Here is a 25,556-nt window from a genome sequence, read left to right as displayed (position 1 = left end):
ACCATTTCGCAGCAGCCGCCTGATCGGCGCAGAGCGACAGCCTACCTCTGACTGCCGCCAATCTTTGCAACAGAGCCCCGCCGACGATCCCGACGAACAAGCCGATCAGCACGAACCAGACGACCCCTAGTGCATCGGAGAGCTGATACAACGTGTAGGCGCTGATAAGGGCCAGCGGTGCGCCGATGAGAGCCCACCGCTCCCAGTCTGTGAGCAGTCGCCACGCGAGGCGCATGTCTCGTGCGAGGTTGGCCATGATGCTCACTCCCCCATCGGTCGGCCCTGTGGCAGCTCGCGGGCTCCCACAGCCGGGAACGGCTGGCCGTTGTTGTACTTGGCTTCCAGCCGCTCGACCTCGGCCAGCACGGCGTCGTTGACGAACTGGCTGAGCGTGCGCGCTCCCTCCGAGACCTGGGTGTGCAGGATCGCACCGCGCACGCGCGCCGTGTCGTCGGGGTGCTGGTAGAAGCTCACCTTGTGCCGGTACTTCGTCTTGTCGCTCGTTGAGCTGGTGGCGCGTGCCGGCTTCGGTGCCGCGGGCTGCGCGGCCGCCGGCACGACGTCGGGTTCGGGCGTCGCCGGCTGTGCCGGCTGTGCCGGCGGGGCGACCGGGCTCGATCCGGCGAGGCTGGACTTACGCGGGGCGGGACGGGTGCTCATGACGTGACTCCTTCGATGGCGGTCAGGTGGTCGGTGTAGATCGCGCCGAGCGCGGTCGCCTCGGCGCTCCCCCACTCGTCGAGGCCGCGAGCGGCCTCGGTGGCGTCGCTGATGACGACGCGCTTGGGGATCGGTGGCGTGAGCACGCGCAACTCGCGGGCTCCGGCGGCCGCGTGCAGCTCGTCGAGCCAGGTGCGGCCGCTGACGGTCTGCTCCTCGTGCTGGTTGACGATGACGCCTGCCACGCGCAGCGCGGGGTTGTAGTACTGGCGCACGTTGTCGATCGTGTCGAGGAGCTGCGCGAGCCCGTTGGCGCTGAACAGCTTGGAGTGGGTGACGATCGTCACGGCATCGGCGGCGGTGAGGCCGTTGATGGTGAGCTGGTCGAGGCTCGGTGCGCAGTCGATCAGGATCAGGTCGTAGTCGGCCGCCACGGCGGCCAGCGCCGCGCGCAGGCGACCTTCTCGGCCCGCTCCGGCGACCACGAGCTCGTCGCGCACGGAACCGAGGATCACGCCCGACGTCGGCACGACGTCGAGGCCGGGCCATACGCCGCGCACGATCACGTCTCGGATGCTCTCGGGCGCGCGTGAGCTGAGGGCGTCGGCAAGCCCTGCCTGGTCGTCTCCGACCGTCTCGGCGGCCGCGACTGAGGTCAGGTTGCCTTGCGGGTCGTTGTCGACGACGAGCACGCGCTGCCCGCGCAGCACGGCCGCGCGCGCGAGGTGGAACGTCGTCGTCGACTTACCGACGCCGCCCTTCTGGTTGCAGAGGGCGATGATTCGAGCGGTCACGGGTAATACCTCCAATAGTGCTAATAGTACTGTTGGGGGTGCGGTGCCAGCGAATCGGCACCGCACCCCTGGGTCGGTCAGAACGGCGTGCTGTCGGGCTCGTCCGCGCGGGCGGCCCGCTCGACGGTGACGCTCTGGCCGCGCAGGCTCACGCTCACCTCGTCGGCGCGCACCTCGTGCTGCATGCGGGTGCCCTGCTCGCCCTTGTACTCGGTGACGCGGTAGCGGCCCGAGAACGTCACGCGGATGTTCCCGCTGCGCTCGGCCGCCTCGATGAGGTTCACAGCCTGGTTGCCGCTCACGGCGACGTCGTAGCCGATGGTCGGGCCGTCGGTGTAGCTGCCGTCCTCCTGGCGCAGCCGGTCGCTGACGAGGACGCGGGCGTAGGTGTACGGCCCGTTGTCGCCCTCGCGCAGGGTCGGGGTCTCGGCCAGGTTGCCGGTGCGGGTGATGTGGCTCTTCAAGGTTCGTGGTGAAGGAGAGCGTCGCGTCGCTGGCGTAGAACGGCCCGTGGTCCTGCTGTGATGGGTGTTGTCAAGACATCCACACCTCAGAGGACCACGAGCCTGTGCACGAGAATACTGGTTCGCAGCGTGATGCTGCGAGCACGATCTTCAACTTGCCCGATTACCGCGTCACAGACGCGATCGACCTGCCCGACGGAGGCCGTCGAGTGGTGATCGCCTCGACCGTCCCGCCCGGATGTCCGTCGTGCGGAGTGCTCGCGACCAAGGTCCACTCCCGCCGGTCCCAGCACGTCCGGGACGTCCCCGTGGCCGGGGCGGTGGAGGTGGTGTGGGCCAAGCGGCGCTGGTTCTGCCTCGAGCCGGCCTGCGCCCGGCGCACGTTCTGGGAAGCCACCGATCAGGTCCCTTACCGTGCGCGTTCGACGACCCGGCTGCGGGATCAGGTCGTCTCCGCGGTGCTCACCTCGGGCCGGGCTGCCTCCGAGGTCGCCCGGGCCCATGGTGTCTCGTGGTGGCTGGTCCAGGCCGCGCTGGCGGCTGCCGCCGTGGTCCTCCCCGCCGCCGAGGACGTGCGAGTGACGCGCCTGGGCATCGATGAGCACCGCTACCGGTCGGTGCGCTGGTTCCGCACCGACGACGGTGCCTGGAGACGGTTCGAGCCCTGGATGACGACCCTGGTCGACCTGACCACCGGACAGGTCCTCGGCGTCGTCGACGGCCGGGACTCCACCGCCGTCGGCGACTGGCTCGCCCAGCGCTCCGAGGACTGGCGGGAGCGGATCGAGATCGTCGCCATCGATCCCTCGGCCGCGTTCCGCAAAGCACTGCGGACCTACCTGCCCCGCGCTGCGGTCTCGGTCGACAAGTTCCACCTCGTCAAGCTCGGAAACGACATGGTCACCACCGTCCGTCAACGCCTAGCCCGCACCCATCACGGTCGCCGGGGTCGGAAGGATGACCCGGCCTGGGCCCACCGGATGCTCCTGCTGCGCGGCGCTGACACCCTCACCCCGAGGGCGTGGGAGCGGTTGGAGACGGTGTTCCGCACCGATGACCCCACCGACGAGCTCTCCGCCGCCTGGGGCATCAAGGAGCAGCTCCGCCGCCTGCTGGCGACCGACACCCTGGCTCAGGCCTGGGAGGAACGGATGCGGATGGGCTACTTCGTGCAGATCGCGAATATGCCCGAGGCGACCAAGCTCTACGACACCGTCGTGACCTGGTGGGACGCGATCGAGGTCCTCATCGTCACCGGCGCGACCACCGCTCGAGTCGAGGCCGCGAATACCGGCATCAAGAACATCAAACGCACTGGCCGCGGCTTCCGCAACGCCGAGAACTATCGGATGCGTATCCTGCTGACCAGCGCCGCGAGAACCGTAGCGTGAATACCCGCTACAGCAGGGTCATTCACCATGAACCGCGAAGAGCCGGTGATGTAGCTCATGGTTTCCTCCTGTTGGATGGTGACTCTAATAGTACTGTTAGCGGTAATGGGGTTGCAAGGGGTCTTAGTTGTTCTCCTCCGATCGGTTGTCGGCGTCGATCGGCGGGTAGCCGATGAGGTCTCCGATCGCTGCTGCAAATGAGAGCGTCGCGCGCGCCTCGTGCTTCAGCGAGGTTGCGGCGTCGAGGTCTCCGGCCTGGGCCGTGTCGAGCGCGAGGTCTGTGGCCGTTGCGGCGGCCGCGAGGCAGGTGTCGCGCAGCTCGATCAGCCAGCCGCGCACCCTCTCCGGGGTGACGGCCCCGGTGGGCCGGGGGCACTTGCTGCGGATACTCTCGGGAAGTGCCGAGTAGCGGGCTGCGAGGTCTTGGACTGTGGCGTTCATGGGTTCTCCTTTCGGAGCGGCCCTAACGGTAATGGTACTATTAGGGCCGCTCGTGGTCACATGGGGCGGACGCGGCCGATGTACTCGCCGCCGGGGCCGTGGATGATGACGGGGGCGTTCACGTCGAGCTTGAGCAGGAATGCGCCCTCGGGGCGCAGGGGGTCGCCCTCGATGTGCAGCGTGGCGATCGTGGTTCCCTCGTCGTCGTCGAAGTCGACGCGACCGTAGTCGTCTGCCTCGGCGGGGCGCTGATATTCGTGGCCGGTGATGCCGTCGCGCACCCAGGGGTGCGGTTCGAGCCGGGCTCCGGTGTCGTACGGCGTGCCGGTGTGCTCGGTGATGTCGCTGTGGCTCACCTGGGCGATGACCGCTCCCTCGGGGCTGGCGATCGTGTAGTCGTTCATGGCGGTTTCCCTTCTCTCGTTCTAACTCTAATAGTACTATTACCGTTAGTGCATGTCAAGCATTTACGGCGGCGATGCGGTCGATCTGATCGGGCCGGAATCCCGACCAGTGATCTTCGCCGGTGCCGTCCTCGACGACGACGACGGGTGCCTCGGTGTATCCCAGCTCCTCGACCACGTACTCGCGTGCGGCGGTGTTCTCGCGGATGTCGACCTCGACGAACTCGACGCCCTTGCGGCCCATGACGTCCTTGGTCATCTTGCAGCGGATGCAGCTCGGGCCGGTGGTGTACACGGTGACTGTCAACATCTTGGAATCCTCCCATCCCCACGTTTTTTGCCGTGAAGGCGACTTGTCGCCGCTAGGGAGAGCCGGCCGGAGCACAAGCGACCGTGGAATACCGGAGCGGCCGAGCGCAGCGAAAGACGCGAGGATATGCCGCGAAAGCGCTTGTGCGGAGGCTGGCCGACCGTATGCTGCCGAAGGCTTCACGGCAAGAAAACGAGTGTGCCGTAGGCGCTCGGCCGCCGTAGGTGGCCGTCGATCAGCTCGGGCGCGCTCCGTCGCGCCTGAGCCGGGGGAGTGCGAGGGGCGCGGCCCTTCGCGCCGGGCGCAGCTCGGCTCGTTCATGGCTGATCCCACTCGAACAGCGTCGGCGCTGCTGGCGGCTGCGCGGGCTCGGGCCAGCGGGCCACCTGGGGGAGTCCGGCGGCTTCGCGGGTGTTGCACAGCTCCTCGAACGCGGCCGCGCGCTCGGCGTGCCAGCTCGCGGCCGCGTGGCCGGAGGGCCGCCGGCATCTGCCGGCGGCCGAGCCGCAGCGCGGGCAGGGGGCTTCGGCGGCGCAGGGCTCGACGGTGAAGTGCTGCCGCTTGCAGCTCTCGCAGCTCGTGAGCACGAGGGGCGCGCCCGTGGTGTCGATCATCTGGGGCCGGATGCGCAGGTACTCGTCGAGCGTCGCGGGCCGGGGCATGGGCTGGCGGCGCGTTCCGAGGTTGGCAAGGTCGGTCATGTCTGAATCCTGACTCTATGAGTACTAACAGTACTATTAGGGGTTACTATCCGAAAGCTCGCGCCCAGCAGTCGGGGTGCGTGCCGGATATCAGCAGCTCGCGGCGGGCGGGCTCGACGTCCGGCAGGACGTCCTGCACGGGGCGGCGGGCGGCCAGGGCTGCCGCCTGGCGGGCGGTCAGCTCGACGCGGCTCGATGCGCCGCAGAACATGCACGCCCTGGTCTCGATGGTGACGGTCTCGGTCATGGTGGGTTCCTCTCGCTCTCTACCTCTAATAGTACTATTGCCGTTACGATGTAGCAACGGCAATAGTACTATTCGGGTTAGGCTGCGTCGGCTGCCTCGGCGGGCTCGGTGATGGCGTCGGCCAGGGTGTGCGCGGCGCGCAGCACGTTTGCGGCGGTGGCCTTGATCGTCTCGGGTTCGCACTTGCTCCACCCGGCGATGTAGCCGACGCTGTAGGCGCTGGTGTCGAGTCCGAGGATGCCCGCGACGATGTAGGCGACGCTCTCGGCTTCGGTCTCTTTCACGCCGCGGTGCTCGACGTACTCGGCGTGATCTTCCTCGGCGTGCAGCTCGACGTGTGCGGCCTCGTGCAGGGCGGTCTTGGCGGCCTGGGCGGGGGAGAGGTCGGCGTCGATCACAACGCGCCGCGCCTCGGGGTCGGTGTAGCCGTTGGCAGCTCCATCGATGGGCTCGCGCTCGACCGTCCAGCCCTTGCCGGTGAGGTAATCCGCTACGGCGTCGAAGATGCCTGCGGGGTCGTTGCCGGTGAGCGGCTGCGCGAGGGTGCTGGGGTCGTCCGCCTCGGGGTCGATGGGGTCGGTCTGCGAGATGTCGAACACGGACACGGGGAAGAATCGCACGCGGCGCTGTTCTTTCTCCTCGCCGCTCTGCTCGTCCTCGACCGTCTCGCGCACGTCGCGGCCGCCGAAGATGCGGATGCCGCGCGATCCCTTGCGCACCTGGCGGCCGAGCTTCTGCCACGTGCGGTAACCGGCGACGCTGGTCGCCTCGGGCTTCTGCGCGAGGATCAGCAGCAGGTTGTTCAGGCTGTAGCGGTGGAACGCCTGCGCGAACGTGAGGAACCGCGACCAGGCTTCCGAGGTGCGCAGCTCCTCGACCTGTTCCGCGATCGTGGCGTGCAGCCCTTCGGCCTCGGCGCGACGCTCCTCGGGGCTCTTGGTGGTCTTGATCTTGCGGGCCATCTCACTACCTCCGGTGACGGTATTAGTACTATTAGGGTCTTGATCCTGACCCCCTTCACGTTTTCTTGCCGTGAAGGCGACTTGTCGCCGCTAGGGAGAGCCGGATGGAGCACAAGCGACCGTGGAATACCGGACTGAGCGGAGCGAGGGAGGATATGCCGCGAAAGCGCTTGTGCGGAGGCCGGCCGACCGTATGCTGCCGAAGGCTTCACGGCTAGAAAACGAGCGCCGCAGGCGTGAGGAGCTGTCGGCCGCGCAGCGGCCGTCGGGCACGGCCCGCAGGGCCGCGGGGGAGCGCGAGGGCGCAGCTCTCGTCGGTCGGCTGCTGGCCGGCCTCGATCCGTCCCCACTGTGTGCAGGCCAGCCCGGCGATAGCTGGGCTGTGCACATTGGGGGCGGTCGTTCGGCGTCAACGCCGGCTCAGGCGATCGCTTCGACCAGCTCGGGCACTTCGCCGTCGCTGCGCCCGTCCGGTTGTGCTGGGGCGTAGGACTCGACGGCGATCAGGCGGGCTCCGAGAATGTCGGTGATGATGCGCTCGGCGTCGCTGGGCGGCTCGACAGCGACGACGGCGGGTGCGGGGGAGCGGCGGGGCGCGATCGCGCGGCCGCCGCGCTCCTGCTCGACCTCGGCGCGAGCTGCACGGTAGTCGGCTCGGCCGTCGGCTCGACGTGGGTGCGCACCGTAGGCGCTCGTGCCGAACTCGGGTAGCAACGTGAGCTGGCCTCGGCCGGGTCGGCGGCCGGCACCGGGTCGCCGTGGTGCTTGCATCCATGTCTGTTCGGCCTGCCACCACGCCCACAGCTCGCGCTCGACGGCGTAGGCGGCGGCTCGACGCTGTAGCCGGCCGTCGACGCCGAGGCTTTCAGCGGCGGCTCGGCGTCGATCCTGGCTCGGCCGAGCCCAACGGGTGCCACGCTGCAAGAGCAGACCCGCCGACACGAGCCGGTCGAGGGAGCGCAGCGTGCGGGCGGGGTCTGATCCAGTGGCGCGGGCTAGCTCGTCGACGTCCTGAGCATCCTCGGTGGTTCTCGCGTAGAGGTTCCCTGCGTGCAGTCCGATGCCGGGGGAGAGGGTGAACACGTCGTGCGCAGCGTCCAAGGTTCGCGCGGTCAGGATCGTAATGAGCGTGGTGCGTTCGGCGGCCCCGGCCCCTCCGGGGCGCGGGTCCGCTTGTGACCGACTTGTACTCGGTTCCCTGTGGAGAACGCCCTGTGGGTCGATCGTCCAGCGGGCTCCGTGCGGGCCATCGGCCGCGCCGGCTTGGGCGATCCACCCGTCAGCGGCGAGCCGGAGGAGGGCCGTGCGCGCGGTTTCGCGGCCGATCCCGGCTAGTAGGGCCAGGCGGCGGGTATCGGCCTCCACAGGGCCGCTGAGGGCTTGTAGGGCGAGGAGGCAGAGAACGTCGAGCACCCGGCGGTCGGCTGGGCCGCCTCCGCGCGTCCAGCGGCCTACGCTGGCGTCGGCGCGGGTCTGCACGTCGCGCACGTGAGCGGCGATCGCGTCGGCGCGGGCATCGAACGTGGGATCGTCCCCAATCTGGCGGTCGCTGGTGGCGACGTAGCGCACGGCCTTGCGCCACTGGCGGCGCAGCACCGCGGCGGCGCTGTTGGGGCCGCTGATGGGCCGTGTGCGGCGTCCTGAGCGATCGCGCGAGCTGCGCACGTGTTCGAGACCGGGTGAGGTCTCAACGAGAGCTGCGATGTCGGCGTGCCGCCACCTGGCGGCCGCGGCTCCGATCAGGACGCGCCAGAGCACGGCCGAGGCGTCGCCGCTGGCAGCGTCCTCGCGCAGCGCGGCCGCGCTCGATGCCGGCAGCTCGCGGCGGCGGCCGGGCAGGTACAGGTGACCGTGCTCGTCGAGAGGCAGCGGCGTGTGCGGGTCGGCAGCTACGGCGGGCTCGTCGAGGTCGACGAGCTGCGCCAGGCGCTCGACGAGCTGACGCACCTGAGCGGCGGTCGTCGTGGGGTTCGTGAGCGCGTCCAGCGTGCCGGTGAGCACCGTGGAGGCACCGCCGGCACGGTGCGGTGCTCCTGGCGGCCGCACGCAACCCGTAGCGGGGTTCGTGAGCTGCGAGAGGTCAAGCGAGGGGCACAAGTGGCGCGTCAGGCGCGCCAGGGTGGCGATCGTCTCGGCGTCGACGCTCTCGGCCAGCGCCGCCCATACGTGGCGGCCGCCGGACGGCCCGGACTGGCACACGACGTGCTCGATGCCGGCATCCGTGAGGACGCCGGCGATCGTTGCGGCGTCGCGCTCCGCCGCGGCGTTCGCTCCCTCGGCCTTCGCGTCGAGGTCGAACGCCAGCAGCCGGAACCGGGCATCGGTGCCGGCGAGGTAGACCGCCCACGGCCGGGCGGGCTCCGTCCCATCGACGCGCGCGCGGCCGGTGTAGAGGTTCATCACGTCGCCACGGTCGTCGACGGTAGCGACGCGCACGCTCGGGCGCGGGCTCAACGCGCGCGTGAACGCCCACGGAGAAACGCCGCGGGGAGTATCCGTTACGGAAACGGGTGATCCTGCTATGATGAACTCACCTCCTGGTGACCCTGGTAGGTACAGCGAAGCTCCTGGCGCCAACCAGGTTCTTCACCCCGGCCAATCTGACTAGCTGCCAACTTCGACAGATCAGGCCCTTAGCTTCCGAAATCCCCGCCCCGCCAAGGGCGGGGATTTCCTCGTTCTATGCGGCTCTCGTGGCGGCCTCCTCGGGCAAGTCAAGTTGGTTCGCCCGATCGCGTGCCGGCGGGTCGACGAGGGGCATGCCACCGAAGTCCTCAACGAGCTTCGTGATGAGCGCTTCGAGGTAGTAAGACATCGTGACGCCGGAGGCTTCTGCCGCCTGTCGTACATCAGCTCGTGCCCTCGGTGAAACACGGCCTTGTAGCAAGACCGTGGGCGCATCGTTCGCGCGGCGCGCGCGTCGGCCGTAGTCACTCATGGCGTTATCCTCGCAGGGATTATGCATACAGGCGCGGACGAAGTTCGGCGTGTCGTCGTGAATCATTCGACAACACTGATGTTCAGCCTGACGCCGCCGACGAGCAGGATCGTGCCGGGCTGGATGACGGCCGCTGTTCATAGCCCGCGAGCGACGGCTGCGCCCGCAGCGAGCCACGCTCGCTGCGTCGATGGCCGCAGCGCCTCATAGGAGAGCATGTCGGCCCCGAGCGCGGGGTCGTAGGGGATCGTAACGACTTCACGGGCGAGCGGCCCGAACCCGTCGCGGAGTGCTTGCACGTCGCGGTCGGGTAGGTCGTGCTTGTGCTTGCTCACCACGACGACGGCCTGCGCGGCGAGCTGCGCAAACCGACCGCCCCGCTCCGCCAGTCCTTCAAGGAGGAGCGCGGCTGACTCGGCCGCCTTGGCCTCTCCGATCGTTGGCACGACGAGCTGCGAGGACAGCTCGACGGCGCGCAACCACATGGGGTCGGTCTCGTCATTGCCGCTGTCAATCAGGATCATGCGGTAGAACTTCGCGGCGACGTCGTGGATCGCGTTCACGGTCTCGTCGTCGAAGCGCTGCTGAGTGGCGAGCACTTCGGGCTTGCTGCGCAGCACGTCGAATCGGTCGCCGGTCTGGTGGTGGACGTACCGAGCGAGGTCGGACGCCTGAGCGGCCGGGCCGAGAAAGGTCGGCACCTGGGGCAGGAGGTCGAGGATGCTCGCATCATGCGGCCCCTGCTCGGTCGACCAACCGAGAGTGCCCCTCGTCTGGTTGTTATCCCATGCCAGGACGCCGGCACCGCCGTAACGGGCGAAGATCGCGGCGAGGTTGATCGTGGTCATGGTCTTGCCGACGCCGCCCTTACCGTTCACGATGGCGATCGTGCGGGGGCCAGGCCAATGCTGCGAGACGGAGCGCACGTCGGCGCGCTCTGCGCGCTCGGCCTCGCTGGGGGCGAGGCGGACGCCGGCACGGGCGGCGATGCCGCGCCAGCCTTTCGTCGCGGGCTTCTCAATCTGCTGCTGCTTCAAGAACGACTGCCGCACCTCGCGCCGGGTGCGCGGCTCGACCGAGGTCGCCGGCGTCTGGGCGTGCGCTGTGCGCACCCACGGGTCGGCGCTCGGCGGCTCGACAAGGGTGCGGGGCCCGGTCGCCACGGTCACGATCTCCTCAGCGTCGGCGTCGGGTGCGGGCACTTGGTCGATGACCTCCTGCTCGGGCTCCGTCGGCGCGGCCTGCGCCTGTGTCGGCGGGGCGGTGTCCTCCTCTACGGTGCCGTCGGGGTGGACGATGAGCGGCCACTGTCCATCGGGGCCGGTCGTCATAAGACGTACAGGACGTGCCACCTTATCGGCAGTCTCGGTAACAACGGCGATGATCGCAGCGCGGGCCTCGCTGATATCGCTGGTGTCGATCGCATGCGAGGTTCCGTTGATGACGACCTCTCCCGAACCGTCGGCGCGAGTGATGGCCTCGATACGTGGCCACGTCGGCACGGTGTCTGTGATGCTCATGCTGTCTCCTTGCTGTGTCACTATCCGAGGGTGATGCCAACCTCGGCCATGAACTTCTCGGCGTCGACGGCTTCGCCGTTGACGTGGGTCTCAAAGTGGAGGTGGCAGCCGTGAGACTGGCCGCTATTGCCGACTTTGCCGATCTGCTGGCCGCCGGTCACCTTGTCGCCGGGCTTGACGAGAATGCCCGAGTCGAACATATGAAGGTAGACCGTCTCGACGCCGCCGCCGTGGTCGATGATGATGGTGCCGTTCGAGCCGTAGCGGGTGCCGAAGCCCGTCGCGGTGACGGTGCCGCTCTGCGCGGCCCAAATGGGCTCGTCACAGCCGGGCGCGAGGTCGGTGCCTCGGTGGAAGCTGCTGGAAGGCCCTTCGGGCGTCATGACGGGCTCGCGCGGCCCGAAGCGGCTCGTGATCGGGCCTTGCGCCGGGGCGGCCCAGCCGTCCTTGTTCACCTCGCCAGGAACAAGGCCGCAACTCCCGCCGCCATTGAGGCCGGTGGTCACGCCCGACAGTCCCTCGACGACCTCCACAGCCGCATCCCAGAACTTCGTGTAGTGGTACGGGTCATCGTTGCCCTGGGTGCGGTGAGCGACGATCGTCGGCGCTAGCGTCTGGCGTTCGGCTTCGGGGACGGCGCGCGTCATCGCCTCGAAGAACTTCTTGGAGGCGATGTACGGATCGAGGCGTTCCTCCCTCGTACCCCACCACTCCTGCTGCTGGAACAGGCCGATGCTGGTCGTACGGCTACCGTCGGGATTGGTCACCCCGCCGGTCTCCCAGTCGCCGTAGTCGATGTTGCGCAGGGAAGATTCACCCATCGCGGTCATGACACCGATGGTCTGATCTCTCGCGGTGAGGCCGAGGTCTTTGCCCGCCTGGATAACGTGGGCGGCGTTGACGAGCTGCTCGTGCCCGTATCCGGCGATAGTCGTATCGGGCACCGAGGCCGGGTCGATCGAGACCGATCCCGACATAGGAGCACAGTTGTCATCCGCGCCGAGCAACATGATGCTGAACACGACACCAATCACCAACAGGGGGACGATGGCGATGGCGAGTGCTCCGCTCGGCTTCTGCGCAGACATGGTCAGTGCGTTCCCTCCGGCGGTGTGAAGCGCTCAACGAGCCACGGCGAGGCTCCGTCGACGCGCGAGAGAATGACCGTGTACACGCCAGCGTCGGTAGGCACCTCGACGCCCGCAATGTAGGCGCTGGTCTCGTCGACGAGCTGCGCCGGGCCGGTCACCTTACGGGCGGGAATGTTCACGGGGTCGACGTACGCATAGTCCTCAGCGGCCTGCTGCGTCAGCAGCGGCTCGACGGCCTTCCACCACGTGTCGTAGTCGAGTTCGGGGTGCGCGAACGCGCTCATGGCCTTCGTGGCCAGCTCGACAGCGGCCGCGCGCGCGGCATCGTCCCACGAGGGGAGGACGTTCGGCGTGATCTTCTCCCCGGTTTCGGTGTCGATTGCATCCGTCGGGGCCGGTGTGAGCTTGTCGAGGTCTGGCATCGTCGGCCCGGTAGCGCTCGGCGTAGGTGCCGGGGTCGACGGGTCAGGCTCGGCCGAGCCTGTGCACCCTGCAAGGGCGATCGCCACGGCGATCGCCGTCGTGACTGTTGCCAGACCTCGCGCCCTCATCGCTCCTCGCCTCCTTCGTCGTGCGGGATGACCCGACGTGCGTTCGCACCGGCCTCTAGCGCCTCTTTCAGCTCATCTCGGAGGATGAACCACGTCGAGCCGATCTTGTAGCCGGGGATCACCCCGTCTTTGAGCCACTTGTAGATGCCCGGCTTGGTGACGTTCAACATCTCGGCCACCTCGGGAACGGTCAGCGTCTCCTTGCGCCCCTGAAAGAGCGCATCGAGCCCCGAGGTCACGGGATGCACCGGGAGACGTGTACGCATACCGCCAGTGTAGACGATATGGCGGGCTGTGGGAAGCTGTACATGTCCAAATATGTCTGCCGCATTCTATTGCTCCTTGTAGAGTGGAAGGGTAGTCTGGTCGGGTAGGCGACTACATCAACGATATCGAGGGACATGGCGATGACAGAGGGAAGCAATCCGTGGGTCTCACGCCCACAGACCCCTACAGAGGTGCCGAGCGTTGCGCAGCAATCCGTCGGGGTGGCTCCGCCGCGTGGGCCGGTCGCACCCCAGCGAGGCGTACCTGCACCCGATCATGTCGACCAGCTACCGGCGTACGACCGGCCGCCGGCTACTCTCTGGTGGGTTGGCGTGCATGGCGGCTCCGGTGAATCGTCACTGTCCGCTCTCGTCCCTGAGTGGCGGGCGGCCGATCATGCATGGCCGCGCGTGCAGGCGCAGGCTCCCGCAAAGGTCGTTCTCACGGCACGGTCGAACGTGCGAGGCCTCCGCGCCGCGCAGGCCGCCGCTACACAGTGGGCTGCGGGCCTGGTGCCGTTCGTCGAGGTCGTGGGACTGGTCATCGTTGCTGATGCACCGGGTCGCCTTCCGCGGCCGCTGCGCGATCTTGCGCAGGTTGTGGCCGGTGGCTTCCCGAGGACGTGGAACGTCCCGTGGATCGAATCGTGGCGTCTAGGTGAGGCGATCGCCCTACCTGACGCTCCGCGCGAGGTGCGTCGACTCGTCGACGAGCTGAGCACTCTCCTCCGACCCGGTGCCGCCGGCACCACTCAGTGAAAGGAAGTCCGATGACGGTTCTGGATACCCTCATCACGGCGGCGACTCACCTCGCCGCCATCGTCCCTGCCGACATCCCCAACCCCGACCCGGTGCAGCCGCCCGGTACTGAGGGGGTGACCACGATCATGTCGTGGCTCAAGTGGATCGGCTACGCCGTCGTCGGCGGTGCGATCATCGTCGGCGGAATCCTGATCGCGGTGAGCTTCCGCCGCGGTGAGGGCCACGACTCTCTACCCAAGGTTCTCTGGCCTATGGCCGGCGCGATCGTCATCGGCGCGGGTGCTGCCTGGATCGGCACCATCGCAGGCGGCTGAGGAGGCTCGGCATGGCTGACGAGGAGAACGAGCAGAGCCCGTGGACACGGCCAGGCTTCATCGCCGCGGCCGTGGTCATCGCGCTTATCGTCGTCGTGGGAGTGATCGTCACGGTTCTCAACTTGAACCGTGACGGCTCCGATCCCGCGCCGACGTCGACGAGCCAGCCCACTGACGCCGCCCCGTCCCCTGAACCGACAGGAGACGAGGGCGGCGCAAGCGTGTGCGGCCTCGATGGTGTCGAGCTGTCCGGCCGGCTCTCGACCGCCCCGGCGGCCGAGTGGGCCTATCAGGACACGGTGGCCTACCCGACCTCATCCGAGTTCGGGCCGGGCCAAGCCTCGCCCGAGGGCGTGCGGTACTGCTTCCAGCACTCGCCCGAGGGAGCCCTGTTCGCAGCAACGAACGCCGTGGCGCAGGGTAGCGATCCCACGATCGCACCGGCCTGGATCGAGTACTTCCTGGCCGAGTCCGCGCCAAATCGCAGTCAGCTCGTGACCGATGTCGGTTCCGGCGCGACCTCGGACACGCGGCTTAGCGTTGCCGGTTTCCGACTGCTGGCATACGACGGGGCTGCTGCGCGAGTCGAGATTGCCGTCCGTGGCGCAGCTTCGGGGCAAGCCGTGTACGGCTCGGTGATCTACAACCTCGTGTGGGAGAACGGCGACTGGAAGCTCCTACCGAAGGACAGCAGCAACCCGTTGCAGACGACTCAGCTCCCTGACCTCTCGGGCTACATCACCTGGGGGGAGTGATCGTTATGGCTGATGACTGCGCGTGGTGGGATATTGGGTGCAACGCGGGCAACTGGCTTGAGTCCGCTGTCGGTGATGCGATCGAGAACATGGCGAACGCCGTCATGGAGGCGTACGGCAAGGCGATCGCTTCGCTCGGCACGATGTGGGTCAACATCGGCACACCGAACCTGACGGGTGGCGGCGGATCGTCACCGATCAGCGCGGGCGACGCGCCCGCGTACTCGGGGAACGTGACGACGATGCTCAGCTACGTTCAGTGGATTGGCCTCGCTATCGCGGGATTGTCGATCATCATCCTCGGGATGCTGATCGCCTCGAAGCTCCGGCAGGGCGAGGGCATCGCCGCGGTCGGCCGTATTGGCGTGATCCTGGGCGGCGTCATCCTCATTGGCGGCGCTGGTGGACTCGCAGCGGGGCTCATGCCGACCGGGCCTTCGGGCGCGGCCGGTACGGTGCTGTTCCTACAGTCCGCGGTCTGGTGGCTCGTCGGCGGTCTCGTAGTCCTGTCGGTCATCATCGGCGGCGTCAAGATGGCTTGGGAACAGCGCGCCGAGCCGGGCCGCCAAACGATCAAGAGCCTGCTGACGCTCATCGTGGTATCAGCGATGGGCGTCACGGTCACGGGCTTGCTCGTAACGGCGGCCGACTCCTTCTCAGTGTGGGTCATCAACGGCTCGCTAGAGTGCGACGTCGAGGGCGATGGGGCGTGCTTCGGCAGCAACATGCTGACGCTCATCGCTCTCACATCGAACCCCGCCACAACTGGCGGGCTCGGCCCGTTGCTCATCATCATCCTGGGGCTGATCGCGATCCTCGCGGCAGCGTTCCAGATCGTGCTCATGGTCGCCCGCGGCGGAATGCTCGTGATCCTCGCGGGCATCCTGCCGCTTTCGGCATCGTTCACAAACACAGAGATGGGCGCGAGCTGGTTCAAGAAGAACATCGGGTGGCTGCTCGCATTCATCCTCTACAAGCCGGCGGCCGCGATCGTCTACGCCGCAGCGTTCCACTTGCTCGGCACTGACGTGTTCTCCGACGACGGCACCGGGCTTATCTCGATCCTCACGGGGCTGATGCTGATGATTATCGCCCTGTTCGCTCTGCCGGCTCTAATGCGGTTTGTGACGCCGCTGGTCGGCTCGATGGCTGGCGGTGCCGGCGGTGCTCTTGGCATCGCAGCGCTGGCATCGCTGCCGACGGGTGCTGCTGCGCTGGGCCGCCTGGGAACCGGCAGCGGTTCCGGGTCGGACGGCGCTTCGGGCAGTACCGGGTCGACGGGCTCGCCCGGCTCGTCGGGTTCCCCGTCGGGCAGCTCGTCCGGCAGCAGCGGCAGTCCTGCACCGGCCTCGTCAGGTAGCGGCGCATCCAGCTCGGGTGCCGCGGCCTCGACAGGCTCCGGTGCGGCCGCATCTGCTGGTGGTGGCGCAGCCGCAGGAGGTGGCGCAGCCGCAGGCGGTGGAGCCGCTGCGGGAGGCGCGGCGTCCGGGGCCAGCGCGGGCGCTGCTGGCGGCCCGATCGGCATGGCCGCGGGTGCCGCGGTAGGCATCGCGGCAGATGGCGCGAAGAAGGGCGCACAGGCCGTTCAGAGCGTCGGTGAGCAATCTACGGAAGGAGGCCCCAGTGGTGGCCGTTGACCCAACACAGGACGCCCCTCGCACCTACGGCAACTGGCGGCGGCCGACGTCGCCGGGCCTGCTCGGTCTGGGGACGCTCGGAACACTGCTGCTGTTCGTGGCGCTGTTCATCATCCTTATCTCGCTCATGTCCGGTGGGCTGCTCGCGGCGTTCATCGCCGCGGTGGTCTCGGCCGGGGTGATCCTGCTGCTGATCGTGAAGAATGCGGACGGTCGCAGCGTACTCTCGCGGGCATCCAATCGGATCGGGTGGATGTCGGCACGTTCCCGCGGCTCGCATCTGTACCGTTCGGGGCCGCTGGGTCGCACTGAGTGGGGCACGTATCAGCTCCCCGGTGTTGCCGCGGCGACCCGCCTCAGCGAGCACACGGACTCCTATGGGCGTCCGTTCGCGCTTGTCTACACGCCGATCAGCAAGACGTACGCCGTGGTGATCGGCACCGAGCCCGACGGGGCATCGCTCGTCGACCCGCTACAGGTCGACACGTGGGTAGCCGATTGGGGTCACTGGCTGGCGAACCTCTCGGACGAGCCGGGCATCGAGGCCGCCTCGGTCACGATTGAGACCGCGCCCGAGTCGGGCACGCGGCTGCGTCGTGAGGTCGAGCTGAACCTCGACCCCGACGCGCCCGCGTTCGCGCAGGACATGCTGCGCGAGGTCGTCGAGACCTACCCGGCCGGGTCGTCGACGGTCAAGGCGTTCGTGTCGCTGACGTTCTCCGCTGTCCCTCGCAAGGGTGCACCACCTCGCAAGCCTGACGAGATGGCGCGCGAGCTCGCGGCGCGTCTGCCCGGCCTGACGGGCAACTTGCAGGCGACCGGGGCGGGTGCAGCGCACCCGCTGTCGGCGCAAGAGCTATGCGAGACGATCCGGGTCGCCTACGACCCAGCGGCCGCGGTGCTCATCGAAGAGGCACACGCTCAGGGTGAGGTGCCCGAGCTGAGCTGGCCGGACGTCGGCCCGACGGCGCATCAGGCGTCGTGGTCGGACTACCGGCACGACTCCGCGACGTCGGTCACCTGGGCGATGACGCAAGCGCCGCGCGGTACGGTGCAGTCGGGCGTGCTGGCACGCCTCCTCGCCCCGCACCGTGACATCGCGCGCAAGCGGGTGACGCTGCTCTACAAGCCGATCGACCCGGCGCGAGCTGCTGGGCTCGTCGAGGCTGATCTGACAGCGGCGCAGTTCCGTGCGACGGCGACCCGTAAACCGCAGGCGCGCGACACCCTGGCGGTGCGTGCCGCGGCATCGACGGCGGCCGAGGAGGCTGCCGGCGCGGGCCTGGTGAACTTCGGGCTGCTGGTGACGGCCACGGTCGTTGACCCGGCTGCTGCCGCTGAGGCGGCCGCGGCGATCGACAACCTCTCGGCGTCGGCTCGCTTGCGTGTGCGGCCGGTGTACGGCTCGCAGGATTCGGCGTTTGCGATGGCGTTGCCGCTGGGCCTGGTGCCGAGCAAGCATGTCGCGGTGCCGGCAGAGATTCGGGATCGGTTGTGATGATGATGGCGACCAAACAGAAGGCTCGCAAGAGCAAGAAGGCGACTCCCGTCGAGACGTCGGCCGAGCTGCGCCCCGTTCGGCCGACCGGCCGCGGCTGGCTCGGCCGCGGTCGCGGTGCTGCCGCCTACGTGCAGGCTCCCGTCGAGTACCGCGGCACGAGCGTTCAGGTGTGCGGCCTGTGGCCGTTCTCCGTCGGCACGGGCGCGCCCCTGGTGGGCGTGCCGCTCGGCCGGCACCTGTTCACGGGTGCGACCGTGTGCGCCGACCCTATCTCGTGGTTCCAGCGTGCCAAGCTCATCAGCAACCCGAGCGTGTTCGTGCTCGGGCTGCCGGCGCTCGGGAAGTCGACGACGATCCGCCGTATGGCGGCCGGGCTCGCCGGCTTCGGGTCGATCCCGTTCATCCTCGGGGACTTGAAGCCCGACTACCTCGACCTGATCGAAGCCCTCGGCGGTCAGGTGATCCGTCTGGGCCGCGGCCGCGGGCACCTGAACGTGCTCGACCCTGGCGAGTCGGCGGAGGCCGCAGCGCAGCTCCGGGCCGCCGGGTTCGTGAAAGAGGCCGAGGAGATTGAAGCCGACGCCCACGGGCGCAGGCTCACGATCGTCTCGGCTCTGCTGACGATCCTGCGTAAGCAGCCGCCGTCCGATGTCGAGGAGTCGATCGTCGACCAAGCGCTGCGCGTTCTCGACCGCAAGCTCGACCGTGTGCCGCTCCTGGCTGACCTCTTGCAGGTCGTGCAGGAGGGGCCGACCGAGCTGCGCGAGGTCGCGGTCGACCGTGGCGACTTCGACGAGTATCAGCGCACGACGCGCGGGCTGGAAGCCTCGCTTATCAGCCTCGCGCGCGGCGGCCGCCTCGGGGAGACGTTCGCGCAGCCGACCTCGAACCCGATGATGCGCGATCGCCCCGTGGTGTACGACGTCTCAGGGCTCAAAGAGACCGACGTCGATCTGCGAGCTGCGACGCTCCTGGCGTGCTGGTCGAATGGCTTTGCCACGGTGAACGTGGCGAACGCGCTGGCCGAGGCTGGGTTGGAGCCGCAGCGGCACTACTTCGTCATCATGGACGAGCTGTGGCAGGCGCTGCGCTCCGGTACAGGCATGGTCGACCGCGTGGATGCGCTCACTCGTCTGAACCGACAGTTCGGTGTCGGGCAGGCGATGATTACGCACACCATGCGCGACCTCGACGCCTTGCCGACCGAGGAAGATCGGATGAAGGCCCGCGGCTTCGTCGAGCGTGCCGGCATGATCGTGGTCGGCGGGCTCCCGCAGGCTGAGATGCCGCTGCTGACGGCCGCGGTGCCGTTCTCGCAGGCCGAGCAGAACTTGCTCACCGGATGGTCGGCCCCGCCGTCGTGGGATGCCACGACGGGCAAGGAGACCGAGCCTCCGGGGCGCGGGAAGTTCCTCATCAAGGTCGGTGGCCGGCCAGGCATCCCGATCAGCGTCAAGCTGACCGAGACCGAGCGAGCCACGAACGACACGAACAAGCGGTGGCACGCGCAGTCTCGCGTCGGCCGCAGGCTGCGCGCCGTCGAGTCTGAGGGGGCCGCCTCGTGAGCACTCAGAACAACCGCCGCCGCGATCCGGGCGGGTTCTCGGCCGAGACGATCCTGCTAGCCGCCGGCATCGTGATCGTCATCGTCGGTGTGGCCGGGCTGAACCTCGCGGTTCGCCTCGGTCACCAGCTCGACGGCTCCGGCGTCGAGCTGACCTCCGACCCGTTCGGGCTCGTGTTCCAGCTCTTTAGCGGCAAGGTGCCGTGGCCAGCCGCAGGCACCTGGATCATCGCCGGGGTAGGCGTGCTCGTCCTCGCCCTGGTGGTGCTCATCCTGCTTGCGGTCGCCCGCTACCGCAAGCGCAGCTCACGTGTCGATCGCGCCGCGTCCTACATGGGCCGCGGCAAGGATGTTGAGGCGCTGAGCCGCCGCAACGCCGAGGCGACCGCGCAGCGACTCGGCGTGCAGGACTCTCCCGGTGTGCCGATCGGCAAGACGATCGGCGGGCAGCCGCTCTACGGCTCCTGGGAGGACATGCACGTAGACATCTGGGGGCCGCGCACGGGTAAGACGACGAGCCGGGCCGTGCCGGCGATCCTCGCTGCGCCGGGCGGGGTGCTCGTCACCTCGAACAAGCGCGATGTCGTCGACGCGACGAGGGACGTGCGCGCAGCGGTCGGCCCGGTGTGGGTGTTCGACCCGCAGGCGATCGCGCTCGAGAATCCGACCTGGTGGTGGAACCCGCTCAGCTACGTCACCGACGAGGTGAAAGCGGCCCGGCTAGCCGAGCACTTCGCCGCCGGCTCCCGCGATCCGGGGGCCAAGACGGATGCGTACTTCGACCCGGCAGGCCAAGACCTGCTCGCCGGCCTCCTGCTGGCCGCTGCGCTCGATCACCGACCGATCACCGACGTGTACACGTGGCTGACGCGGCCGACCGATGAGAGCGCCGTTGACATCCTCCGAGAGCACGGCTTCACGCTGACCGCCGATCAGGTGGCCGGCGTCGTCTCCGCGCCCGAGAAGCAGCGCGGCGGCGTGTTCGGCACGGCGCAGCAGATGGCGTCGTGCCTCACGAACCGCCAGGTAGCCGCGTGGGTCACTCCGCAGGGTGCTGCCGACCCTCGGCCGCACTTCGACCCCGCAGCGTTCGTGAGGCACTTCGGCACGCTCTACAGCCTCTCCAAGGAGGGCCGAGGCACGGCCGGGCCGCTCGTGACGGCGCTCACCGTCGCCGTCGTCGAGGCGGCCGAGGAGCTGGCCTCGCAGTCCTCCGGCGGCCGCCTGTCGACGCCCCTCGTAGGGGTACTCGATGAAGCGGCGAACGTGTGCCGGTGGCGCGAGCTGCCGAACCTGTACTCGCACTACGGGTCGCGCGGCATCATCCTCATGACGATCTTGCAGAGCTGGTCTCAGGGCGTCGACGTGTGGGGCGAGTCCGGCATGAAGAAACTGTGGAGCGCCAGCAACATCAAGGTCTACGGTGGCGGCGTCGCGGAGGATGCTTTTCTCGAAAGCATCTCCAAGCTCATCGGAGACTACGACCGCATCGCGTCGACCGTCTCCACGGGCCGCGGCGGCCGCGGCGTATCCTCGCAGCTCCACCGCGAACGCATCCTCGACGTGTCCGACCTCGGCGCGCTCCCGAAGGGCCGTGCCATCGTGCTCGCGTCGGGCTCGCGCCCGACGCTGATCCGCACACAGCCGTGGATGACCGGCCCGCACGCGGATGCCGTGCGGGCGTCGATCGCGGCGCATGACCCGCAGGCTGAGCGGACGATCCGTGAAGCACAGCAAGAGGTCGCTGCCGTCGCGGCGGCCGAGCCGGCACAGGAGGAGGCATCGTGAGCGACTGGGGCGATGACTACGACGAGGACGGCATCGAGGCCGTGCCGATCGACGTCGACGAGGAGACCGGCGAGGTTACCGGCGACGTCGACGAGAGCGCAGCGCCGGAGACGCCGCCGCTGTACTACGGCTCCGTCGACGAGTTCGTGCGCAAGCACCTGCGCTACGTCTACCGGCGGCGCATCGCCGGGGACGGGCGCAGCCGAGTGTGGGCGGCCGAGTGGTGGCGATACGCCGAGGCCGTGAGCCGGCTCGACTCGCTGTGGCGGGCGTGGGAGCACCTGCGCCTCGACGCCTCAACCGGCATGAGCGTGTGGTGGCGTGACCACGCCGACCATCACATGCCGATCCTGCTCGATCCCGATGGCCCGTTCGCGGGCGCTGAGGGCGAGCTGAACTCGTCCAAGCGTGGCGAGCCGCTGCCTTACGCACCGCCGCCCGAGGGGCTGTTCCCCGACGTGCGTGAGACCGCCGGTACGGACTGACAAGCAAGGAGAGAGGGATCGCACCACCTGGTGCGATCCCTCTCTCGTGTGTGCCGGCGGCCGGTCATCGTTGCAGGCCGGTGCGCTGCACCTGGACGCCGCGGCCGCGGTTCTTGCGCGCCCTCGGTGCCCGTGCCGAGGTCGCCTTGGTCGCCTCGGTTGCGGGCTTGGCCTGGCTGACGTCGGCCTGCATCTTCGTCGCCACCACCTCACGGTCGATGCCCTTGCTTTCGAGGTCGCGGGCCGTCGCCTCGCGGCGCTCGGCCGAGTCGTACAACGGCTGAGCATCCGCACGAGCTGCATCGGCGTGCGCCTGGTGCTGCTCGGCTTGTTCGCGCGCCTCGGCCCGCTGCTCCGGGTCGGGCTCATGCTCCGCCGCGTCGCGGTGGTGCTCGGCCGCCCGGTCGGCGCGATCGGCCTCAGCCATCAGGCGGGCCGCCTCGGCCTCCTCGGCCGCCGAGCGCTGCTGCTGAGCATCCGCCTGCTGGCGCAGCGCCTCGGCACGCTCGACGGCCTCACGCACCGCCTGGGGGTCGGCGCTGGTGTCGTTGACGTCGACGCCGTACCGGGTGCGCACCTCGTCGCGGATGCGCTGCTCGGCGCGTACCGCCTCGGGGTCGTCCTGCGACCATGCGCGGGCGAGTTGGTACGTGTTGGCGATCTGCTCGGGGGTGGCACGATCCCACCAGTCCGAGCGATGCACGTTCCCCAGCTCGACGCGCGCGGTGCGGTGCTCGGCCTCGATCCGCGATCGCAGCTCGCGCGCCTCCTGCTCGGTCGCCGCCTGTGCTCGGCGCAGCGCGTCCTCGCGGGCGCGCGCGATGCGCTCTCCGACCTGGCCGGCGGCGGTGACGAGCACTCGTATCTGCCCGTCGAACGCCTCCTCGATGCCGTCTGTCTCCTCGGCCATGATCGACCCTCCTTCCTATCGCTCCGGGCCGCGATCTGCGCCCGGTCGTGTGGTCTGTCGTGGCCGCGCCCGCTCGTCGGGATCGATCTTGTTCGGTACGGGCGATGTCGCCTCGGTCGCGGGCTTGCCCTGGCTGGCGTTCATCCGGTCGAGCATCGCGCGCGTCTCCGGGTCGAGCGTCGCCGTGGCCGTGCCCTGCTGCGCGCCGGCCGCCGCGGCCACCGGGGTCTGACTGGTGGGGGCGAGGTCATGGCGCAGCCGATCCATCCGCGCCTTCACGTCGCTCAGGATGAGGTCAGCCTGCCGCTTCTCCCCGGCCGCCTTCGCAGCGTCGTAAACGGCCTGTGAGAGCCGCACGAGCTGGCGCAGCATGATGAGCTGGGCGGCGCGCCCCTGGCCGCCCTTGGCCGCGCTGGCCAGCAGCATCGCAGCGCCGGACATGGCAACCATGCCGGCCTTCTGCGGCTGCACCGGGCGGCGGAACGTCTGCGCGGATCGGGCGAGCGCATCGGATGCCGCGGCGAGGTCTCCGGGCGCATCCTCGACGGCGTTCGACCAGGCGGCGAAAGCTCCGGCGGTCTGACGTGCGAGGGTGCTCCACGTGTCCCGGTCGTCGAGGGGAACATCGCGCAGCTTCTCGCGCAGCTCGCTGACCTCGCGCGAGTACCGTTCCCACAACTCGGGGTCGGGTGTCGTGTTCTCCCGGCCGGGTGCCACGACGCGGCGGCCGCGCTTGGCTGCGTTCCACTCGGCTGCCGCTTCGGTCGCGTCGGTTGGGGTGTCGGGCCACCCCGCGCGCAGCCGGGGCAGGGTGAGGTCGCGGCCGAGGTGCCCCCCGCCGTACCAGATGGGTCGCTCGCCGGCTTCGGGTCGAGCTGCGACCGAGTAGCCGGTGATGACGTCGGTGCGGCCGTCCGCGTAGCGCGGTCGCACGAGCAGTCCCGAGCGGCGCATCCTGCGCACGAACTCGGACTCGGACTCGCTGGCTGCGGCGCTGGCGCGAACCGTCCGGGCGAGCGCATAGCGCGGCTCGTCCGTGCGCAGCTCGGCGGTGATCCGGGCCTGCCGGTCGGGGCCGGTCAGCCGCTCCCAAGTGGGTGCATCCGGGCCGAGCTTCGGACGGGTGCGCTCGTACTTCGCGCGTGCTCGGGCGCGTGCCTGAGCCTCGCGCTCGGCGGGGTGGTAGCCGCGCGTCGATCGCTCTGCCTGTGCCGACTCCAACTGCTCCAAGCCGTACTTCACTTCGAGCGCGCGCGCGGCCTTCTGTGCCCGGTGGAAGTCGTTGTGAATCGACGCCTTGGTGCCGTCCTCGCGCACGAGGTTCACAGCGATATGGATGTGGTCGTTGCCGTTCTTCGACACACCGTGTCGGACGGCAACCCAGCGGCACGGTGCCTTCGTGCCCTCGGCGTCGTCGAACTCCATCGCGGTGATGAAGTCGTTGGCGATCTGTCCCCACTTCTCGTCGGTCAGCATGCCCTCGTCGGCGCGCAGCGATAGTGAGCAGTGCCAGACGTGCCCGCCGTTCACGTCGACGTCGTACGCAGTGCGCGGGCGGTCGAGGTGCCGCGCGATCGAAAGCGCCGCGTCGCGTCCCAGCTCGGCGTCATCGTGCCACGCAAGCAGCGCTGCGTCGCCTGCGACGAGGTGCGGTTCGGTGTGCTCGTTCGCGCGCCCCGGCCCGGTGAGGTAGGTCATCAGGCCAGCCATGCGATCGCCGCGAACAACGTTCGGCATCATGGCAGGCTCAGCCCGTCGATCGTCTCGTCGATCCGCTCGGCAACCTCGCGCACCTTGGCCAGCGTCGCCACCGTCTCAGCCTGTAGCTCGCCGGTCGCGTTCGTGGCCTTGGCGATCTGGTTGACGTTGTTCGAGATGGCCGCGAGCAGCCGGTGCAGACCGAACAGCTCGGCCATCGCCTGACGGCGTTCGGTTGGCGTCTCCCCCGCTGCCGACAGCGCCGACTCGACGAGCAGACGCGGGATCGTCACGCGCTGCGCCTTCGCGCGCAGCAGCAACGCGCCCTCTTCTTCCGGCGACACCTTCACCTCGTGACGGTGATGGCGGCCGCCCGCGACGTTCGCGCGCCGCTTGCGTGCGAGGCGGCGATCCTCGGGAGCCTCGTCGCTCATTAGAATCACCTGCCCTTCCTGGCCCAGCGCAGCGACCCCGCCCCGTGCGGGGATCACACTTCTAGTGTGCCGCATCCTTGACCCCGTGTCGAGGATCAAGCCGACTTAGCCGTGCTAAGTCTATAGCTTGCTCCGTCTGGGACGCCGCATAGGGTCGCTCGCGGTGGCAGCCGTGTGCGGTCGCGGCATCGCCGCGGCGTGCTCGCATGTGGTCGACGAACGTCGACGCGAGCTGTCTTCATCCGTAGGATGGAGACATGGCTAAGGAACTCTCAATTGAAGAAGCAGTGGACCGTGCTCGTCGCGCTCAGGAGGATCGCATCGAAGCAATCCGAGTGCTCGCTGAGGCGCGGAACGAACTCGATACGATCCGCGAGGACGGCGCTCGTGAGCTGGCAGAGCTGCAAGCACGAATCAGCGAGCGAATGACGTCCGCTGAGCGCGATGACGTGAAGGCGTATAACGCGGCCGTCAGTGCCGGTTGGAGCGCCGATGAGCTGCGGAAGATCGGGTTCTCAGAGCCCGATAAGAAGGCTCGCACGCGCAAGCGTGCACCGCGTAAAACCACGGCTCAGACCTCATCTCGAACGCCCGCTGTATCGACGACTGCTTCGGGTCTCGAATCTGATTTCAAGCTCTCCGACGATGCTGCAACGCCGCAGCCAGCGGGCGTCTAGCTCGTCGCTTTCGGTGGGGCTTTCCCCTCCCCCTGAGCCCGAGATACTTGCACAAGATAGCCACCTGTCAAGAGCGCTTCGCGTCACTCCGTGATGCGGCTACGCCGCACCCTTGACAGGTGGCTATCTTGTTCGGGGCGGCTTTTATCAGGGGAAGAGAAAAGAACGGTTGGTCTATCGTTCGATGCCGTTCTCTGGTGCTCGTTCAGAACGCGAGTAGTGCCCCGTAGAGTGGTGTAACGATCCCGGCCAGTAAACGTCAGCGTGGCCACCGGGATCTTCCTTCGAGGA

29 protein-coding genes are annotated in these 25,556 nt (G+C 68.6%); 10 read left to right on the top strand and 19 right to left on the bottom strand.

The genetic code is table 11. From position 1 onward, the window contains the following. From AC1ROW_RS21190 to AC1ROW_RS21175, 4 genes are all read right to left on the bottom strand, one after another. The coding region (locus tag AC1ROW_RS21190) for a hypothetical protein (RefSeq protein ID WP_493021541.1) at nt 1-256 on the bottom strand (256 nt) is incomplete at its 3' end. 5 nt (nt 257-261) lie between these two features. Next, nucleotides 262-660, bottom strand: coding sequence for a ParB family protein (locus tag AC1ROW_RS21185; RefSeq protein ID WP_253035907.1), 399 nt, complete (start codon nt 658-660; stop codon nt 262-264). Beyond that, a complete protein-coding gene (locus tag AC1ROW_RS21180) occupies nt 657-1,454 on the bottom strand; it encodes a ParA family protein (protein WP_253035908.1) in 798 nt (265 codons plus the stop codon). The genes AC1ROW_RS21185 and AC1ROW_RS21180 overlap by 4 nt, the downstream gene beginning before the upstream one ends. A 77-nt stretch (nt 1,455-1,531) precedes the next feature. Further along, the gene (locus tag AC1ROW_RS21175) at nt 1,532-1,918 is read right to left on the bottom strand and encodes a single stranded DNA-binding domain-containing protein (RefSeq protein WP_493021539.1); all 387 of its coding nucleotides are present in this window, start codon (nt 1,916-1,918) and stop codon (nt 1,532-1,534) included. Nucleotides 1,919-2,022: 104 nt separating this feature from the next. Here AC1ROW_RS21175 and AC1ROW_RS21170 point away from each other — a divergent pair, with 104 nt between their 5' ends. Next, the gene (locus tag AC1ROW_RS21170) at nt 2,023-3,309 is read left to right on the top strand and encodes an ISL3 family transposase (RefSeq protein WP_493021537.1); all 1,287 of its coding nucleotides are present in this window, start codon (nt 2,023-2,025) and stop codon (nt 3,307-3,309) included. A gap of 123 nt (nt 3,310-3,432) precedes the next feature. Here AC1ROW_RS21170 and AC1ROW_RS21165 read toward each other — a convergent pair whose 3' ends face one another. The 12 genes from AC1ROW_RS21165 to AC1ROW_RS21110 all read right to left on the bottom strand — a co-directional run bounded on the left by AC1ROW_RS21165 (nt 3,433) and on the right by AC1ROW_RS21110 (nt 12,740). Then, nucleotides 3,433-3,750, bottom strand: coding sequence for a hypothetical protein (locus AC1ROW_RS21165; RefSeq protein ID WP_253035910.1), 318 nt, complete (start codon nt 3,748-3,750; stop codon nt 3,433-3,435). Nucleotides 3,751-3,806: 56 nt separating this feature from the next. Further along, nucleotides 3,807-4,154, bottom strand: a complete 348-nt coding sequence (locus AC1ROW_RS21160; RefSeq protein ID WP_253035911.1) for a hypothetical protein — start codon at nt 4,152-4,154, stop codon at nt 3,807-3,809. A 55-nt stretch (nt 4,155-4,209) separates the two neighbouring features. Further along, nucleotides 4,210-4,461 carry a glutaredoxin domain-containing protein gene (locus AC1ROW_RS21155; RefSeq protein WP_253035916.1) on the bottom strand — a complete coding sequence of 84 codons (252 nt, stop codon included), beginning with the start codon at nt 4,459-4,461 and terminating at the stop codon, nt 4,210-4,212. Nucleotides 4,462-4,781: 320 nt separating this feature from the next. After that, nucleotides 4,782-5,165: a hypothetical protein gene (locus AC1ROW_RS21150; RefSeq protein ID WP_253035912.1), complete on the bottom strand. Its 384-nt coding sequence runs from the start codon at nt 5,163-5,165 to the stop codon at nt 4,782-4,784. 46 nt (nt 5,166-5,211) lie between these two features. Next, nucleotides 5,212-5,412, bottom strand: a complete 201-nt coding sequence (locus tag AC1ROW_RS21145; RefSeq protein WP_253035913.1) for a hypothetical protein — start codon at nt 5,410-5,412, stop codon at nt 5,212-5,214. A gap of 77 nt (nt 5,413-5,489) precedes the next feature. Beyond that, a complete protein-coding gene (locus AC1ROW_RS21140) occupies nt 5,490-6,374 on the bottom strand; it encodes an ArdC-like ssDNA-binding domain-containing protein (RefSeq protein ID WP_253035914.1) in 885 nt (294 codons plus the stop codon). Nucleotides 6,375-6,794: 420 nt separating this feature from the next. Further along, entirely contained in the window at nt 6,795-8,810 is a 2,016-nt protein-coding gene (locus AC1ROW_RS21135) for a hypothetical protein (RefSeq protein WP_493021532.1), read from the bottom strand. 244 nt (nt 8,811-9,054) lie between these two features. Continuing rightward, nucleotides 9,055-9,378, bottom strand: coding sequence for a hypothetical protein (locus AC1ROW_RS21130; protein ID WP_493021530.1), 324 nt, complete (start codon nt 9,376-9,378; stop codon nt 9,055-9,057). A gap of 71 nt (nt 9,379-9,449) precedes the next feature. Further along, nucleotides 9,450-10,832 carry an AAA family ATPase gene (locus AC1ROW_RS21125; protein ID WP_344820475.1) on the bottom strand — a complete coding sequence of 461 codons (1,383 nt, stop codon included), beginning with the start codon at nt 10,830-10,832 and terminating at the stop codon, nt 9,450-9,452. Between the two features lie 20 nt (nt 10,833-10,852). Then, entirely contained in the window at nt 10,853-11,920 is a 1,068-nt protein-coding gene (locus AC1ROW_RS21120; RefSeq protein WP_344820474.1) for a M23 family metallopeptidase, read from the bottom strand. 2 nt (nt 11,921-11,922) lie between these two features. Next, a complete protein-coding gene (locus tag AC1ROW_RS21115) occupies nt 11,923-12,345 on the bottom strand; it encodes a hypothetical protein (protein WP_344820473.1) in 423 nt (140 codons plus the stop codon). A gap of 125 nt (nt 12,346-12,470) precedes the next feature. Further along, nucleotides 12,471-12,740 (bottom strand): helix-turn-helix domain-containing protein, encoded by a 270-nt coding sequence (locus AC1ROW_RS21110; protein WP_344820472.1) that lies wholly within the window; start codon nt 12,738-12,740, stop codon nt 12,471-12,473. A gap of 135 nt (nt 12,741-12,875) precedes the next feature. Here AC1ROW_RS21110 and AC1ROW_RS21105 point away from each other — a divergent pair, with 135 nt between their 5' ends. From AC1ROW_RS21105 to AC1ROW_RS21070, 8 genes are read left to right on the top strand one after another with little or no spacing between them, the layout of a single operon-like run. Continuing rightward, nucleotides 12,876-13,499 (top strand): DUF6668 family protein, encoded by a 624-nt coding sequence (locus tag AC1ROW_RS21105; protein WP_344820471.1) that lies wholly within the window; start codon nt 12,876-12,878, stop codon nt 13,497-13,499. A gap of 11 nt (nt 13,500-13,510) precedes the next feature. Then, a complete protein-coding gene (locus AC1ROW_RS21100) occupies nt 13,511-13,816 on the top strand; it encodes a hypothetical protein (protein WP_285465432.1) in 306 nt (101 codons plus the stop codon). Between the two features lie 11 nt (nt 13,817-13,827). Beyond that, the gene (locus tag AC1ROW_RS21095; protein ID WP_285465431.1) at nt 13,828-14,571 is read left to right on the top strand and encodes a DUF8175 domain-containg protein; all 744 of its coding nucleotides are present in this window, start codon (nt 13,828-13,830) and stop codon (nt 14,569-14,571) included. A 5-nt stretch (nt 14,572-14,576) separates the two neighbouring features. Then, nucleotides 14,577-16,208, top strand: coding sequence for a TrbL/VirB6 family protein (locus AC1ROW_RS21090; protein WP_285465430.1), 1,632 nt, complete (start codon nt 14,577-14,579; stop codon nt 16,206-16,208). Next, a complete protein-coding gene (locus AC1ROW_RS21085) occupies nt 16,198-17,706 on the top strand; it encodes an SCO6880 family protein (protein WP_425562789.1) in 1,509 nt (502 codons plus the stop codon). The genes AC1ROW_RS21090 and AC1ROW_RS21085 overlap by 11 nt, the downstream gene beginning before the upstream one ends. Before the next feature lie 2 nt (nt 17,707-17,708). Continuing rightward, on the top strand, nt 17,709-19,274 hold the full coding sequence (locus AC1ROW_RS21080) for a putative type IV secretion/conjugal transfer ATPase (RefSeq protein ID WP_425562788.1): 1,566 nt from the start codon (nt 17,709-17,711) through the stop codon (nt 19,272-19,274). Continuing rightward, entirely contained in the window at nt 19,271-21,061 is a 1,791-nt protein-coding gene (locus AC1ROW_RS21075) for a type IV secretory system conjugative DNA transfer family protein (protein WP_285465428.1), read from the top strand. Before AC1ROW_RS21080 ends, AC1ROW_RS21075 begins: the two co-directional genes overlap by 4 nt. Next, nucleotides 21,058-21,546 (top strand): DUF4913 domain-containing protein, encoded by a 489-nt coding sequence (locus AC1ROW_RS21070; protein WP_285465427.1) that lies wholly within the window; start codon nt 21,058-21,060, stop codon nt 21,544-21,546. The genes AC1ROW_RS21075 and AC1ROW_RS21070 overlap by 4 nt, the downstream gene beginning before the upstream one ends. A 64-nt stretch (nt 21,547-21,610) precedes the next feature. On the opposite strand, the gene AC1ROW_RS21065 is transcribed toward AC1ROW_RS21070, so the two are convergent. Genes AC1ROW_RS21065 through AC1ROW_RS21055 form a run of 3 tightly spaced genes read right to left on the bottom strand, consistent with a single transcriptional unit; the run spans nt 21,611 to nt 24,588 of the window. Then, entirely contained in the window at nt 21,611-22,456 is an 846-nt protein-coding gene (locus AC1ROW_RS21065; protein WP_285465426.1) for a hypothetical protein, read from the bottom strand. Nucleotides 22,457-22,471: 15 nt separating this feature from the next. Further along, a complete protein-coding gene (locus AC1ROW_RS21060) occupies nt 22,472-24,154 on the bottom strand; it encodes a relaxase/mobilization nuclease domain-containing protein (RefSeq protein WP_285465425.1) in 1,683 nt (560 codons plus the stop codon). 38 nt (nt 24,155-24,192) lie between these two features. Beyond that, a complete protein-coding gene (locus AC1ROW_RS21055) occupies nt 24,193-24,588 on the bottom strand; it encodes a MobC family plasmid mobilization relaxosome protein (RefSeq protein WP_285465424.1) in 396 nt (131 codons plus the stop codon). Nucleotides 24,589-24,845: 257 nt separating this feature from the next. On the opposite strand from AC1ROW_RS21055, the gene AC1ROW_RS21050 reads away from it, so the two are divergent. Then, nucleotides 24,846-25,265, top strand: a complete 420-nt coding sequence (locus AC1ROW_RS21050) for a hypothetical protein (RefSeq protein ID WP_493021524.1) — start codon at nt 24,846-24,848, stop codon at nt 25,263-25,265. Nucleotides 25,266-25,556: the final 291 nt, after the last annotated feature.

The sequence above is a fragment of the Leifsonia sp. GW821-FHT13C09 genome, assembly GCF_058806435.1.
Note: the sequence above shows the minus strand (reverse complement) of the source record. Positions and strands in the feature narration are given on the sequence as shown.

Coding starts and splice junctions, on each gene's coding strand:
- AC1ROW_RS21095 (WP_285465431.1), top strand. CDS start 13,828: ATGGCTGACGAGGAGAACGAGCAGAGCCCGTGGACACGGCCAGGCTTC.
- AC1ROW_RS21080 (WP_425562788.1), top strand. CDS start 17,709: ATGATGGCGACCAAACAGAAGGCTCGCAAGAGCAAGAAGGCGACTCCC.
- AC1ROW_RS21115 (WP_344820473.1), bottom strand. CDS start 12,345: ATGCCAGACCTCGACAAGCTCACACCGGCCCCGACGGATGCAATCGAC.
- AC1ROW_RS21165 (WP_253035910.1), bottom strand. CDS start 3,750: ATGAACGCCACAGTCCAAGACCTCGCAGCCCGCTACTCGGCACTTCCC.
- AC1ROW_RS21120 (WP_344820474.1), bottom strand. CDS start 11,920: ATGTCTGCGCAGAAGCCGAGCGGAGCACTCGCCATCGCCATCGTCCCC.
- AC1ROW_RS21090 (WP_285465430.1), top strand. CDS start 14,577: ATGGCTGATGACTGCGCGTGGTGGGATATTGGGTGCAACGCGGGCAAC.
- AC1ROW_RS21100 (WP_285465432.1), top strand. CDS start 13,511: ATGACGGTTCTGGATACCCTCATCACGGCGGCGACTCACCTCGCCGCC.
- AC1ROW_RS21105 (WP_344820471.1), top strand. CDS start 12,876: ATGGCGATGACAGAGGGAAGCAATCCGTGGGTCTCACGCCCACAGACC.
- AC1ROW_RS21125 (WP_344820475.1), bottom strand. CDS start 10,832: ATGAGCATCACAGACACCGTGCCGACGTGGCCACGTATCGAGGCCATC.
- AC1ROW_RS21130 (WP_493021530.1), bottom strand. CDS start 9,378: ATGATTCACGACGACACGCCGAACTTCGTCCGCGCCTGTATGCATAAT.
- AC1ROW_RS21150 (WP_253035912.1), bottom strand. CDS start 5,165: ATGACCGACCTTGCCAACCTCGGAACGCGCCGCCAGCCCATGCCCCGG.
- AC1ROW_RS21050 (WP_493021524.1), top strand. CDS start 24,846: ATGGCTAAGGAACTCTCAATTGAAGAAGCAGTGGACCGTGCTCGTCGC.
- AC1ROW_RS21060 (WP_285465425.1), bottom strand. CDS start 24,154: ATGACCTACCTCACCGGGCCGGGGCGCGCGAACGAGCACACCGAACCG.
- AC1ROW_RS21185 (WP_253035907.1), bottom strand. CDS start 660: ATGAGCACCCGTCCCGCCCCGCGTAAGTCCAGCCTCGCCGGATCGAGC.
- AC1ROW_RS21145 (WP_253035913.1), bottom strand. CDS start 5,412: ATGACCGAGACCGTCACCATCGAGACCAGGGCGTGCATGTTCTGCGGC.
- AC1ROW_RS21140 (WP_253035914.1), bottom strand. CDS start 6,374: ATGGCCCGCAAGATCAAGACCACCAAGAGCCCCGAGGAGCGTCGCGCC.
- AC1ROW_RS21065 (WP_285465426.1), bottom strand. CDS start 22,456: ATGGCCGAGGAGACAGACGGCATCGAGGAGGCGTTCGACGGGCAGATA.
- AC1ROW_RS21055 (WP_285465424.1), bottom strand. CDS start 24,588: ATGAGCGACGAGGCTCCCGAGGATCGCCGCCTCGCACGCAAGCGGCGC.
- AC1ROW_RS21110 (WP_344820472.1), bottom strand. CDS start 12,740: ATGCGTACACGTCTCCCGGTGCATCCCGTGACCTCGGGGCTCGATGCG.
- AC1ROW_RS21160 (WP_253035911.1), bottom strand. CDS start 4,154: ATGAACGACTACACGATCGCCAGCCCCGAGGGAGCGGTCATCGCCCAG.